This window comes from Aeromonas sp. QDB54 (assembly GCF_027707385.1).
GTDB lineage: Bacteria > Pseudomonadota > Gammaproteobacteria > Enterobacterales > Aeromonadaceae > Aeromonas > Aeromonas hydrophila.
This window is the reverse complement of the sequence record NZ_JAPCIT010000029.1, coordinates 1-13,607: the sequence shown is the minus strand read 5'-3', so window position 1 is coordinate 13,607 and position 13,607 is coordinate 1. Positions and strand designations below refer to the sequence as shown.

General features: G+C 51.0%; 15 protein-coding genes and 1 pseudogene. 8 read left to right on the top strand and 8 right to left on the bottom strand.

Annotated elements, in window-relative coordinates; genetic code table 11:
• Positions 1 to 206 precede the first annotated feature (206 nt).
• From PG881_RS21100 to PG881_RS21065, 8 genes are all read left to right on the top strand, one after another.
• The gene (locus tag PG881_RS21100) at positions 207 to 542 is read left to right on the top strand and encodes a hypothetical protein (RefSeq protein ID WP_042658366.1); all 336 of its coding nucleotides are present in this window, start codon (positions 207 to 209) and stop codon (positions 540 to 542) included.
• Between the two features lie 48 nt (positions 543 to 590).
• A complete protein-coding gene (locus PG881_RS21095; protein WP_234578004.1) occupies positions 591 to 1,040 on the top strand; it encodes a hypothetical protein in 450 nt (149 codons plus the stop codon).
• An 83-nt stretch (positions 1,041 to 1,123) separates the two neighbouring features.
• Positions 1,124 to 1,471: a YkvA family protein gene (locus PG881_RS21090; protein WP_024941034.1), complete on the top strand. Its 348-nt coding sequence runs from the start codon at positions 1,124 to 1,126 to the stop codon at positions 1,469 to 1,471.
• A gap of 19 nt (positions 1,472 to 1,490) precedes the next feature.
• Positions 1,491 to 1,916 (top strand): DUF2787 domain-containing protein, encoded by a 426-nt coding sequence (locus tag PG881_RS21085; RefSeq protein ID WP_139392553.1) that lies wholly within the window; start codon positions 1,491 to 1,493, stop codon positions 1,914 to 1,916.
• 9 nt (positions 1,917 to 1,925) lie between these two features.
• Positions 1,926 to 2,336: a hypothetical protein gene (locus PG881_RS21080; protein WP_139392554.1), complete on the top strand. Its 411-nt coding sequence runs from the start codon at positions 1,926 to 1,928 to the stop codon at positions 2,334 to 2,336.
• Positions 2,329 to 2,625, top strand: coding sequence for a hypothetical protein (locus tag PG881_RS21075; protein ID WP_139392555.1), 297 nt, complete (start codon positions 2,329 to 2,331; stop codon positions 2,623 to 2,625). Before PG881_RS21080 ends, PG881_RS21075 begins: the two co-directional genes overlap by 8 nt.
• 71 nt (positions 2,626 to 2,696) lie before the next feature.
• Entirely contained in the window at positions 2,697 to 3,194 is a 498-nt protein-coding gene (radC, locus tag PG881_RS21070) for a RadC family protein (RefSeq protein ID WP_139392556.1), read from the top strand.
• A 95-nt stretch (positions 3,195 to 3,289) separates the two neighbouring features.
• Positions 3,290 to 3,634: a type IV toxin-antitoxin system YeeU family antitoxin gene (locus PG881_RS21065; RefSeq protein WP_139392557.1), complete on the top strand. Its 345-nt coding sequence runs from the start codon at positions 3,290 to 3,292 to the stop codon at positions 3,632 to 3,634.
• Positions 3,635 to 3,693: 59 nt separating this feature from the next.
• Here PG881_RS21065 and brxL read toward each other — a convergent pair whose 3' ends face one another.
• The 8 genes and pseudogenes from brxL to PG881_RS21025 all read right to left on the bottom strand — a co-directional run bounded on the left by brxL (position 3,694) and on the right by PG881_RS21025 (position 13,488).
• Complete coding sequence (brxL, locus tag PG881_RS21060) at positions 3,694 to 5,940, bottom strand: protease Lon-related BREX system protein BrxL (RefSeq protein ID WP_270802671.1); 2,247 nt, start codon at positions 5,938 to 5,940, stop codon at positions 3,694 to 3,696.
• Positions 5,941 to 6,042: 102 nt separating this feature from the next.
• Positions 6,043 to 8,688 carry a BREX-1 system phosphatase PglZ type A gene (gene pglZ, locus PG881_RS21055; protein WP_234578008.1) on the bottom strand — a complete coding sequence of 882 codons (2,646 nt, stop codon included), beginning with the start codon at positions 8,686 to 8,688 and terminating at the stop codon, positions 6,043 to 6,045.
• A 220-nt stretch (positions 8,689 to 8,908) separates the two neighbouring features.
• Positions 8,909 to 9,859, bottom strand: a complete 951-nt coding sequence (locus PG881_RS21050; protein WP_234578010.1) for a hypothetical protein — start codon at positions 9,857 to 9,859, stop codon at positions 8,909 to 8,911.
• Positions 9,860 to 9,898: 39 nt separating this feature from the next.
• Entirely contained in the window at positions 9,899 to 10,609 is a 711-nt protein-coding gene (locus PG881_RS21045; protein ID WP_153006715.1) for a DUF3944 domain-containing protein, read from the bottom strand.
• 155 nt (positions 10,610 to 10,764) lie between these two features.
• Positions 10,765 to 12,333: pseudogene (gene pglX, locus PG881_RS21040) on the bottom strand (BREX-1 system adenine-specific DNA-methyltransferase PglX); the annotation flags it as partial.
• A 12-nt stretch (positions 12,334 to 12,345) separates the two neighbouring features.
• Positions 12,346 to 12,552, bottom strand: a complete 207-nt coding sequence (locus tag PG881_RS21035) for a hypothetical protein (protein ID WP_270802665.1) — start codon at positions 12,550 to 12,552, stop codon at positions 12,346 to 12,348.
• Entirely contained in the window at positions 12,549 to 13,097 is a 549-nt protein-coding gene (locus tag PG881_RS21030; protein ID WP_270802663.1) for a hypothetical protein, read from the bottom strand. The genes PG881_RS21035 and PG881_RS21030 overlap by 4 nt, the downstream gene beginning before the upstream one ends.
• 16 nt (positions 13,098 to 13,113) lie before the next feature.
• Entirely contained in the window at positions 13,114 to 13,488 is a 375-nt protein-coding gene (locus tag PG881_RS21025) for an Eco57I restriction-modification methylase domain-containing protein (protein WP_270802725.1), read from the bottom strand.
• Between the last annotated feature and the right edge of the window lie 119 nt (positions 13,489 to 13,607).

Genomic DNA, 13,607 nt, shown 5'->3' with positions numbered 1-13,607 from the left:
GGTCCTCCAGTCAACCTCTATGGTTGACCATGGACCCATTGACGATAAGGACTCAAAAGGTAGACTAAAGACTTAATGAGTCCACAAACGGCAATTGATGCTGATTTGACACAGATGCGAGGCCCTCAACCAATAAACCATCGTGACCAACTCGCAACAGGTGGACTCCATAAGACGCTTTTACTACACGACCAAGGAAACAAAACATGGAAAGACTGACTTATGAAGATCTAGGTACTGACAAGCTGGCCTCACTGATCCGTGCACGAAAATCTTTCGAAGTCGTGGGGCTATCGGGGCGAATGAGCGCTGCTGTTACAAAACTTGAAAACAGCATCGAACCTGCCGGGCTGAAATGCCGGGTGTATACCAAGGGCCGGATCGCAGCAGCAGGGGCCAGCGTCTTTGGAGGTATTACTGGTCTAGCCGGGATCGCATCTGCCGTCACCATCGCGGCACATAATCTCGCCACTTACAATCCAGACTATGAAATCGTTAAGCACTTGGTGGATAACTCACTCAGCGTGCTTTACAAAAAATAACCACGTTAATGGCTCATCTAAATCCTTGAGCCTTTAGGAGTCACAAGGATGAAAAAACTCTTCATTACCTCAACAGCACTGCTGCTGTGCGGCAACGCCTTTGCGTATGGCGAGGCCGGACGCTGGAGCAGTGGCTGGGGTCAGGGCACCAGCGAATACACGGCGGTGGTTAACCAGCAAAACAACCTCTATATCGCCTGTAATGACACCCGCAAAGTCAGCATGACGGCTACTGTGCAGGGCAAGGAGTACGGCTCTTATGCTGGGCAGGCTTTCTCCATCATCGTCGATGGCATCCAATACGATGCGCCCTATGAGACCGAATCCCGTGTCGGTGAGAACAACTTCTTCGACATGTGGGGCAAGTTGCGCAAGGCCAAGTCGATCCGCATTTTAACGGCGGACGGCAAGCAGCTGGCACTGCCGACCCAAGAGGTAGCCGCTGTACTGCCCGCCACTAATACCCCCGAGTTTGACTGCTTGATGTGGGACCAATAGATCACATCCATTCCCATCCAAGAGGAGGCATTTGCCTTCTCTTTTTATTTCTGCAATTCACCCACCCGTGAAGGAGACGCACTATGCCCCCCTGCATTCCCCCTGAATGCGAGCCGTTCGATCACCCAGGCTTTTGGCACAAACTCTTGGCCTTTGCCAAACGTGCCGGTCGGCCCTTTATCGAGACCAGCCTGTTGCTCTACTACACCAGCCAGAAGGATGACCTGCCGCTTTGGGCCAAACTGCTGATCTACAGTGCGCTGGCTTACTTTATCTCACCGATCGATGCGATCCCGGACGTGTTACCGATGGGGCTCACCGATGACATCGCGGTACTCAGTGCGGCGCTCGCCAGCATTACCGCCTTTATTGACGCCCAGATCCGTGCCCGTGTGGCCAAAAAAATGCGCGAGCTGTTCGGCCAAGATTAACCCCCACAAGGAGTACACCATGACCATTCCCTTTTTCCGGGACGGCTTTGCCCTGCCCGTAGCACAAGCATTGCTGGTTCAGCTTAACCAGGAAGTCGCTAAAACCGAGCTCAATCTTGAGCGCTTAACCCAACTGACCTTCAACTTTCGCAATCCCGGCTACAGCGCCGAGCAAGGCGGCGTGCACCCGGTCGAGATCCGCCTGATCCGCGGGCTCGATGGCTGGCTGTTCGATTACGTCACCGACTTCAGCTACCAAGGGCTCGCCCAGGATGCTGAGCTCTGCAAAGAGCTCGATTTCAACTTCCTCGATGGGGAACACACCATGTTGGGCTGGGGACCGCTGCGGCTGGCCGAAGCGCGGGAGTTGTTCGATATCTGGCAAAGCAACTTCATTGCCTACTGCCGGTTGGAATGCTTCAGCGTCACGGTCGCAGGGGATTAGGAGGTCACGATGAGCCAAGAATTAGCGCTCTCCCACTACTCACGTCAATGGTTGGGACAAATCGCCGCCAACGCCAAGCTAACCCCCACCCGCAGTGGCCAGCGCTGGCTGCTGCACCTGACACCGGATAGCCCACAAGCCAGCACAGTCACCTTACAAGTGCGCTGGTCTGGCGTGCAGTGGCAACTGCTCTCTCTCACCAATGCTGAGGACTGGCACACCATGAGCCAGCCGAGGGATGAGATCTGCATTGACCCCAAGCGCAGTTGTTTCTGGCGTTGCCAAGCAGGGCCAGTCTCACTCACCGATCAGCCTCGCGTGCTTGCAAGCTTCCTGACTGACCTGCAGCGCATCTGCATCCATCGCGGCTATCGGGTAGAGAGTGACCCTATTCAGCAACAGGAGAATAAGGATGATTAACACCGTGATCGCCATCGAGCTGGAGGCTTATCTTGAGCACAATTGTCAGATTGAAGTGGTGAATGACCAAGGCCAGCCGGTAGCCGGTTACGCCCTCTACCTACGCTATGAAAACGAACGGGGTGACAGACTGGCGCAATGGCTGTGCGATCACCCGGATCACCGCTGGCTAACCCAGTTCGGCACCCTAGTAGCCACCAGTTACCACATTCCGCTGCACGACTACACCCGCACACCTTGGCGGCCTGAACATTCCCAACCAAGCCTGCTGTCACACCCCATTCAGTAACCCATTAACCAAATAGCTCGCCAACCCTGCCGCATCCAACGCGGTGGGGCGATGGCGTATGGAGCACAATCATGTTGCACCACAAACTGATCGCCGGGGAAACCTCCGGCACCTACCGGGTGACTGACCTTGTCACCGACGATGACCTGCTCACCATCGCCCAAGCCGTTGCCCGGCAGAAACTGGCCAAGGGAGAAGCTATTACCGATAAACACTTGGCCCATCAGGCCCTGCAAGGGCTGCTGCAAACACGGGATCGCGAAGTTTTTGCGGCACTGTTCCTCGATAACCAACACCGGATCCTGACCTACGAGGAGATGTTCCTGGGCACCCTGTCCGCTGCAACCGTCTACCCCCGCGATCTCGTCAAGCGGGCACTGCACCACAATGCTGCCGCCCTGATGCTGGTTCATAACCACCCGTCGGGATACCCGGAACCCAGCCGGGCAGATATCGAGATCACCCTGCGCCTACAGGATGCCCTGGCACTGGTGGATATCCGGATTTTGGATCATCTGGTCGTCGGTACTGAGGGAGTGGTGTCGCTGGCAGAACGAGGGAATTTGTAACTGCCACGCTGGTCAGGGGGCCCGTTCATGGAGGAAGAAGGTATGGCCAGCAGTGAGCTCTACAACGACTTACCATCATTAGGAGTACACAGAAAATGGGAACCATAGGGAGTTGGGGATTACACACCCAAGTTCAACCACGTTTTGGCGCACGTGCAATTGTTGAACGAAGCAGGGTTTCCCTGCTTTGGGATCGCTGCGGCGTCTATGGCGATGCTGACGAGCAATGGCTCACCGACATTGATACCGTTATACCAAGTTTTATTGAGCGCCTTAGCAAGCTCTTTCAACAAGGAGAACTACTGAGTGACCAAGATAAATTGGTGACGTTGCAGCAAGGGGAATGGGTGTGTCTGGCTAATCCCAAAGCCAGCTACGGATATCTCTATCTGGATGTCTACCGGCAGGAATGCAGTAGTGCTCAAGCCACGAAAACATGAATCTAAGGCAGAGGGTGAGCATTTAGCTCACCCTACCTGAGACTTCTTTTTTTGGCTGACTACTGAACCCCTAATGCCTTGTAGACGGCATCCACCGGATCAGCATAAAAGCTGATTTGAAACTTGGAGAAGATCTCCGCCGGTACGGTTGGAATATCCGAGGCAGACGCCATCGGCAGCAATACACGTTTTCCGCCGCTGTCCATCGCCAGTTGCAGACTACCGGCCAAATCCTCAACCGGATTGACCACACCGCCTAGCGTCATGTCACCCAGTACCACCATCTGCTCTTGTACCGGCTTGCCCATCAGAATGGAACAAAACGCCACCAGCGCAGCCAGACTGGTTTTGGTGCTGGGGCCGGAGTTATGTAGCTCGACCACATGCAAATGGTACTCATGCTCGGAGAACTTGGCCGTTGCGCTGACCCGATTTAGGTTGCCTTTGAAGTAATCGAAACCGACCCGGATCGCCTCCTTCGCTGGCGTATTGGAACCCAGGCCTGAGGTTGAATGCTTGCCATTGCCAGGTGTCATTTGGGTTTCAAAACGATAAAGGCCTAATTGCCCTGCCCCGCCCTTGGTGACCATATGCACCACCCCGGGCTTACCCAATCCTTCCGGGATCAACTGGCTGCCACCTTGTTCCGGCACATTGACAAAGAACTCTTCCAAGGTCTGATTATCGAGGTAGCTGAAATGCACATCAAAAAACTCCATACCACCGAGTTTCTTGAGCTGCTCCTTGATGCGCCGACGCAGTTCCAGCGCATAAGTCAAACAGCGGCGCACATCTTCTTTATCAAACACACCATGTGGATGGAGCAACTTCAACAGCCCAGACACAGTACGCCTAACGGCGATCACATCACGCTGATTCAAGTTGTTGCCCAGCTTGAAGTAACGATCGATGGCGTCGGAGAAACTGCGCTTACGCATCTCGCGCATATACTCGGCGAGATAATCGGTGATCAGGCCATAGTTGTTGGTGAAAAATTCTGGCCGCATCTTGGGAATATCCCAACCGGGGATATAGGCATGAAAACGATCGAAGAAGGCCGTATCGATCATCGCCTCCGGGAACGGCGCAAGCAGATGGCTGGTCTTGACCAGGGTCTCGACACTCTGGTTGATGTTACCGACAAAAACCATCGAGGCTTTTGCCTCGATTGAATCACGACCACGGGAGAAGGACCCAGAGGCCATGTAATCCTTCATGATCTGTACGCCGTCTTTATCCTTGAAGGTGATCCCCGCCACCTCATCAAAAGCCACCACATCCCACATGCCCACCAGACCAACCTGGCGCGAACTCATGTTGTAAAACAGGTTAGCTACCGTTGTCTGCCCACCGGAGACCAACAAGGAGTTGGGTGAACACTCCTTATAGACATGGCTTTTACCCGTCCCCCTCGGCCCCAGCTCACAGACGTTGTAGTTATTTTCAACAAAGGGGATCATCCGGGTCAGCAGATGCCACTTAACCCGTTGCTGCAAGTTGGTCGGCTCCATGCCGATGGAGCGGATTAATACATCCAGCCACTGATCGGTATTGAAATGAGCACGCGCAGCGAACAGCTCCTCCATATCCATGGAGGGCATCTGGATCGGCTTCAGGGTAAAAATTGAGAAGGGCGAGATCTTCTGCCCTTCCTCATAGAAGTAATTGAGGGTGATGATGCACCAGATCCCGCCGGTCAGCAGTTTCTCGTTTTGCTTGACGATATTGGCAGGGATCACAGCATCCTTGATGCCGAGATTGGAGAGCTGCGCCTCGTAGACATCCTTTTTCTGATTGAGTTTGACCCCCACCTTGTCAATCACCTTGAAGCTGCCACGCTCACGGATCAGTGACTTGACCTTCTCTGCCTCGTCGGGACGCACATAGTTCTCGGCCAGGATCTTCTTGACGTTTTCTAACCCTTCGCGCACCACCTCATCATCATCAGAGGCGCAATACATCCCGAGCAAATATTCCAGGACATAGACGGGGACATTGGCCCCTTCCTTGAGCTGTTTGGTCAGATCCTTGCGCACCACTTTGCCTTTGAAATAGCGATTCAGGCGAGCATCGAGATCCATGCTGGCATGCTGAGCCAACTCATCTGCTGCCCCTGCGAACGGATAACCGGATATCAAACCGTGCTCAGGAATTTTCTCATCACCACTTGGCTTACTTCCTGGGTACACATCCATCTGTTGGATCAGCACATTGTTGGTGATATGGGTAACAGATGTGGCCTGCTCGTCCGGTTGATCTTTACCGACATACTCGCCTTCAGTTGCACTCATTTCATCATGTGGCATCGGGTCACTCCAAGGCATAACCTGAGCTATGCCTTATTTCATCAATAAAAGTTCAAGAAATTCGGGTTCATCACTGACAAATCGTCTCAACAATTTCCGGTATTAAAAACCGAAGTCGTTCTGGATCGCCAGATCAATGGTCACCGGGTAGCGGGCCAGCTCAATGCCATCCTCATCATCTTCCAGCAGCAACAGATATTGCGCCTTGCGGTCAAAATTGGTACCAGTCAGCTTCAAGCGAACATCCTGCTGGCGCTGCTCAAGGGTGCCGGAAGTGGCATCAAAGCTGAGCTTCTCGATAGCAGATACATGCTGTCCATAGGCATCCATCACCACAAAACGCACCGTGCGCGGCTTATGCCGTTCATCAACGGCATCGGTCTGCAAGAACCGGATTTTGTCGATGGCATTGACCAACTTGATGGGCTGATAGGCAGGTACAATATTCACCTTGCTCTTCTCATGCTGCGCCTGCTTTTTGCCGCGAAGCTCCTGCACTTCCATCACCGGCACACAGATCTCCTGCAACATGGCCCCGCCATGCACAAAACGGGCACCGCCCACAAAGTGGAAACGGCTTACCCCCTTGGGCAGCCAGAATCCGACATCGGAATCTCCGCCGACCGTGTCGCAGATCCGGCCCTGCCAGACATCTTCATTAACAGGCAACTGCCGTCCGATCAGATAGCGTTTTTTGGCCTCAAGCGTGCCAGAAGGCTCTGTCTGTAGTTGGGCTTTAACCCCACTTTCCGGCGCCTCACGCTGGAACAAGAACCCATGATCTGCCGTGACGATGACTCGGGTAACACCAAAACCATTGATGATCTTGCTGACCAGATTATTGAGCTCATCGATGGCCTGACGAACTGCCGAAAATGTTTGCTGCTCAGTCGCCTGCTTGTCACCGATGGCATCAATGACATCGTGATAGACATAGATCACCCGAGCATCGCCAATCGCCTCATTGGCCTGAGCGCGGGTCCAACCTTGCAGCGACTTGGCTGATATCGCAATGCCCCCCACTTTAGCCAAAATTGCACTGCGATTATCCAATCCGGCACTACTTTGACCATCCACCAATACAGTCGCACTCCCTTGTGCATAATCAATCTGCTGGTGGGGTAACAGGGCAGCCATCCCGAGCTGAGTGTAACTGGGCAACACTCCCAGCTGACTAGTGAGCTTGGCGGCAAAACGCTTGGCCTCGTTGATTTGCCCCTGCAACTCATGAGCCACCTCGTAGCGCAGCGCATCACTGATGATCACAAACTGCCGCTTTACCCCTGCCTGGGTAAAACGCTGCTTAACAACGGTATCGTAGAATCGTGCTTGTGTTGGTACGTCCAACTCCCAGCGTGCCAGCAGTTGCTGCTTGGCCAGCAATCCATCCCATGCCAAGCCAAGCTGGTAGAGGTACCAGTTAACATAGAGATCTTCGATCTTGTCGGCTAAAGCGGCCAATACCTCAACTGCCTGCCCCTGCAAATGGAGTAATGCCTCGTTAAAGAGACGATATGCAGCATCAAACTGGAATAACTCGGTTTCATAAGCCTGATACATGGCCTGAGCCGATGAAAAATGAAAACCATCCGGGTAGTTTCTGCGCAGCTCCAACAGATTTTCAGCATGCAGCAGCGCCTGATAGAGATGGGCATACTTGGGCTCGAACCCGGGCCAAAAGCCCTGACGACGGCGCGAGATGAGCTGGCTAAAGTCGCTGCGACTCAAACCGAGATCGCCCCCCATCAATCCAGCAACCAACTCTCGGATCAAGGCCTGCTCAACCGCCTCAAAACTGGTCACCTCTGCCCAACACCAGACCTCTTGAGTCGTCAGGCTATTCAACCTGTTTGACAGCTCAAGCTGCGTCGCCACCTCTTGTGAAAGCTGGGCAAACGCTCCCCTGTGTTGTAATGAATCGCGCCAACCCGCCAGCAATGCCATGGCATTGGCTCGGCCGGTCGGCGTCACCAGCAACTGCGATTGCAACCAAGCCGGGCGCTGTTCCTGCTTGGTCACCTCCAGCAACTCATAACTCTCACTGGCAAAAAGCTTGCGGATAAACTCCCGCAAAGACTCCTTATTTTCTTCGGCGACCTGATAACCATAATCCCGTTCTAACAACTGCCAAAGGCTCGGCAGCAACCCATGTTGGTCAAGTGGGGCCAGAGCATCTGCGGGCTCAAAGTGAGTATCCAACAGGCGAGCGCCTAGTTCCCTGACTACATCAGCAGGTTGAGCAAGACAACCCAACAACACGCTGATCATCTTTAGATCGAGCGACAGCGAGTCTTCCACCCCACTGCGACCATCCAAACGACGCTTGAGGGCAGCGGTACGATCCTTGTTAGCAAAAAAGCTGCTGCGTGACGCGATATAATCACGCAACGCCATATTGGCAAGACCCAGCTCGTTGAGCAGGATCGATGCAGCATCGGCATAAAAAGTAGCGCTGTAGCGACGCATATCGAGCAGCCAATCTTTGGCTGCTGCAGGCTCAGGGCTTGGCCAGTAGAGCAGAAATGGCGTGGTCGGCTCATCGAGTTCTATGCGCCTTCTCACCTGTAATTGGGAGTGCTGTGACATGTTGAGCACCACCACGGGCTGGCCTTCGCGGGACAAACCGGCCTGGGGAGCGGCAAGCTCTGCCAGCTGTGCTGTAAAGCTCTGCTCGGGATCATGCCAAAAGACGATCCGGCTCTGCTCGAATTTCTTATTTAGCCCGGTTTGGAGCTGGGTGATATCCATAAAAATCCGTCACGACAAGCCATTAGGCTCCGATTTACAACAAAACCATATGGTAATCGAAATGCTCTTAGAGTTCATGAAGCAATCCGTATTGGGTAGGGCCTGGAGTCATCGAATGGTCACTTTGGCAAGCGCTACTCGCGGACTCAACCAGGTGGTAGAGAAGACAGGCCAGCCACCTCCCTGTCCTCTTGATAGCCTCTGACAACCCAGCACTATGTTAAGCTGTCACAACACACTCAAGTTGCTGTTTGCATAATTGCTGACTGTTGCCCAGCAGCAGCTGATTTTCGATAGAGTGTAACAAATTGTTAATATCTTCAAATTTATTAACCAGCAGGTGACTACTGCGACTGGCCTTGCCGGTTAACCACTGATCATAACCAACTTTTGCCCATAACCGATAAGAGTTCAAAACAGACTTGTATTTTATTGCTGCCGACTCAACCAGTGCATCTGCATGATGATATTTACCAAGAGTGGTATAAAGTGCAGACTCCACATAAATCGATTTTGGCATGACATCCAATACGCTTGTCACAAAATCAACAATCAATGCAGCATGTTCATCGGTAATTTTATTCTCGATTGCTTTACTGTGGTCGATCCAGCCAATCAGATTCATCAAGAATGTACACAATTCGTTTCTTTGCTGAGCAAGTGTTGCCAATAATGGTGCAATCACCTCAGGGTATGCCTCGCTCTCTTTAGAAACAGCCAACATCTCATGGGCCGCCATAATGCTACCCATATACGATGAAAGTTTTTCAAGATAAAAGAGCTGATTTTGAGTTTGAATTTCAACAGCAATTTTATCTATCGACGCCTGGATTTTATTGAGCTTTTGAGAGAGATAGGCGGTTTGAATCACTATCGCAGCGAGAATAATCCCGGTTGATAACCCGACCGCTAGGCCGATGCTTTTCTGCATGGCGGCGGTGGCTTTCATCAACTGCTCGACATTAACGCCCTGGCTGACATCTACCGTCATCTCTTTAAAGGGAAGGTGCTTGACAATACTCCCCGCCCCTTCTACCAGTTTTTTACCCTTGGCCCAATAAATGACGCCTTCACGCAGGCGCATATGGCCCGTTTCGATCAACTCGCGAATCTCAGGGTCAACTTTGGCCCAATCAGGCACCATAATCACTTTGAGCGTCTCTTCAAGCATCTTAATATCCTTGTGTTGTCAAGACTTGTGTTATCAGATTCAGTTGAACGGGTTACCGTGACGATGGAACTCACGCAACATGGTGATATGGATAACGCACGGCAAGGTGACTCGCAGTGCAGGCCCCTCTACCACAGCACTGAATAATCCGCCGACGAGCCCAAGTGGACTAGAAAATAATAATGCTCTTGGCAGCAGCATAGCTCCAGCCGCAGCAGCCCCACCGAATGCACCCGCCAGTACGCCCGATATCACACTAAAATCCCTGACCGTCCACTTTAAAGGGTCGATATTATTCACTTGATAGTCATTCTTCATGGTTTTAATAAACGCTTCCCGCTCAGCCTGCGTCATCTTATCCATCTGCAACTCCAGCACCTTGGCCACTATCGCCTGCTCGAGGGTCTGCACATCACTCTGCTTGTCTATCACGCAGCCAACGGATTTTGCAGTAAACTGCACAATATCCTTATACGCGGCCCCCTTTCTGGTCACGATATTTAATGTTGTCGAGTTGCCATATGTTTGCAGTTCTGTGCAGATGGCTTGCCATGCCCGAGAAAAATCATGCTTGTTTGCTTTAAATTCGGGGTTATTGGTCAAGGTTTCAGCCAATCTTGGCTTGCCATCACGATCAATAGTCAAATAACTAACCAGTGGCGCGAGTTGCTCATGGGTGCAGTGAGCAATAAATGCCAGATCTTCATCTTCTCTGTACTTGTAATATCTGCTTGCAATATTAATATCCATATTCACGCCACCAATTCATGATAAATATCAATAAAATACTACGCCCTCACCAGTCAAGTCCAAGGGATAACCCTCTACCTTGAACGACAATAAGCAAAATGAGAGCTGCCGCACAAGCGGCAGCTCTCGCCTTGATTTGATGGACGATAGGTCGATCACTCGCCCTTATCGCCGGTGATGGCTTTCACATCGCTAAGCAGGGTACCGAACTTGCCATAGTTGACCTTGACCCCGTCATCGAGATCAAGCCGGATGCGCATATCTGCGTGGTGTTTCAGCTGATCATCAAAGGCGCGCAGCTCGGCCAACTGTTTGGTTAGGCTGTCAATTTCTTTGCCAATGCGCTTGGCATCGCTGGTACTGGCCTCGGTTTGCTGCAAGCGCAAGCGTTCGATACGTCCGGCCATCTGACCGAGCAGCGGCGTCACGTATTCGGTACGCATACGCGGCAAAGTCGCTTCGTTATAGCGGTGCAGATAGACCAAACACTCAAAGGCCTTCTCTTTGCCTGAACTAAACAGCCAGTAGATGGGGCGCTTCTTGTAGGTCTTCATATGGTCTTTGAAGAACTGAGTCGAGAGATAACGGCGCAGGGTTTCACGGGCGGTTTCACCGCCCTTTTTCACCGGTTTGATAGCAGCAAGGCAGAGGCTATCGGCGATGAATTGCAGGTTCTCTTCCAGGGTCTCTTTGCCCCAGACAGTGCAGACAAAGGCTTCAAGGCGGGCGGCTACATCATCCTCAAACCAGCTATCAATGCTCAGTGGCAAGATGCCGTCCTCATCGGCAGCAAAGGTGGCATAGGCCCCCTCCTCTACCAACGCCTTAAAGCCCTCGTTCCCGGCATAGGCGTACACCAGCCCATCACGATCCAGTGAATAGCGGCCCATCATGCAACCGATGGCGTAGGAAATCAGCTCGGCGATGGTGTCCGACTGCAGTCGTGCTTCCCGCTCCTCATCGCTGAGATTGCCACCATAACGATAGTGCAGGTTACAGGTCAGGGTGATTTCGCTCAGCGGTACCTCGGGAGTCAGTTCATCCTGCAGGCCATAGACATCGATAAAGAGGCGGTTATTTTTCTCTTCAAGACGCTGCATTTCTTGCGTTTTTTCTTGCCAGCAGGAGAGGAGGTTTTGGATTGTAAGGCTAAGAAAGGGTTGACGATAATCAAGATGCAGCAAAGGGAGGTTTACAAAATCCCAAGAAACCTCATACGAATCCCAGTCTTTTTTTCCTATTGCAATAGCATCAATACAATCAACTTCCTTTGCGATATATGGAAGCTTAGATACCTGCCCAACTTCAAAACCAATAGTAGGTGAAAGAACCTTCAAAAAATGTAATGAAACTTTGGAGTTCAAATATGCACCAATACTCTCTAGACTTACTTCATCTGCGTATATACCAGGACCTTTATGGCCCAAAACAAATCCATTCGGTGTATATCTAAATGAAGAGTTAGCAGTTGAAATCAATGACCATGTAAATGTTTCCTTAAAATAACACACTCTATTGATCACTCTGCCATTAGATTTAACCTTGGCTCCTGGTGTACTATCTATATACTTACACACCTCACTTCCATTGTTTGCAAAATTAACCAAATAAGAATTATTTCCATACCATTTTCTAAATTCCCCTCCTTTCAGAAATGGAAACCACCTCTTATTAGATTTTATTGCATCATCACTATCTCTAGAGTTAAAACAAGTACTACTAAGGCTAACTTCATGCTATAAGCGCAAAAATTTATCATCATTTGTTGTCGCCATTCCTTGGCGGATTTTTGTAACGGAAGATATTTCTGGTGCTTTTAAAAAAACATCTTTCACTGAAGAACTGCTCCAGTATGCAATCGCCCTCCCTGGTATTTTTTTGAAATCCGCCGCTGATGCGCGGTAAAAAAATTCGGCCATTTTTTTATTTTCTTGCTGGCTCATTCTGGCACCTCTTCATTCAAATTATGTTTTGCGACCAAGGGATCTTTAGTCGTCATTTTGGTCGATTCTTTCACCTTGGCTGATGTAATTTTTGTTTTGCCGTGGCCTTTGAAATTTTTTGCTCCATCAACAAAATGCCAAAAGTCATTTTTTTTCATCTGACAGATGAGTTTTAGCTGTTTTTTATAATGATGTTCAATGTGATAACAGATCGGGTTGCCTTCCATTCGCTCAATATCGGCATGAGCGGCAGCATTACGCAGATGGTAAAAAATACTCTTTAAAATATTGCCTTTGGCGTTATGAAACCAAATCAAGTTTTGTTTGTTATCAACTGTGGGCAGGATAGCCTCGGCCAGCTCTTTTTCGGTCGAGAACGACCGAATTTGTAGGCTGAGCTCGTCCTTTAACTTACAATAGCCTTTGACTTTGGCCGATAAATGCTCAGATGCTAGCCCCTGATGCTGCTCGTAATAGAGCACCAGTTTTTCGTAGATATCGGCCAACTCGGCGCGAGTCAATTTGCAGGGGTTTGAGTTAGGCATAATTCGCTATTTTCCCTTACCGCAGTACCGCTTTAAACATCGTCGCCTTTTCGGCTTCCGAGTTGCCATCCACCAGTCGGAAATAGGCCCCTTGGTAAGTAGGCAAATGGGGCTGGGCCAGCACAAAGGCGGTGGTGGAAACCACCTCTCCACCGATGCTGTCAAAGCCGCGAGCGCCCAAGTGGGCCATCCCCAGAATGGTGTGTTGCCCCAGAATACGGGCGCGCAATGCCTCAAACGAGGAGAGGAACATCCAGCTTTGCATGGTGATCATGGCAACCGTACCTGCAGCGGTGGTGAGATCCAGATTGCGTTCGATAAAGATGGCAAACAGGTCTGATTTGCTGTTGGGGAACTGCTTTTTAGCAAATTCTTTAAGTTCAGCATTCATACCCTTGCTCCCCATATAAGGCGGGTTGGCAATCACCGCATCATAGGGAAGGTGCGAACAAGTCCCTGATATGAGATCATGTTTGTCATCTGGAGCCATGGAACAGGGTTCATCATGAG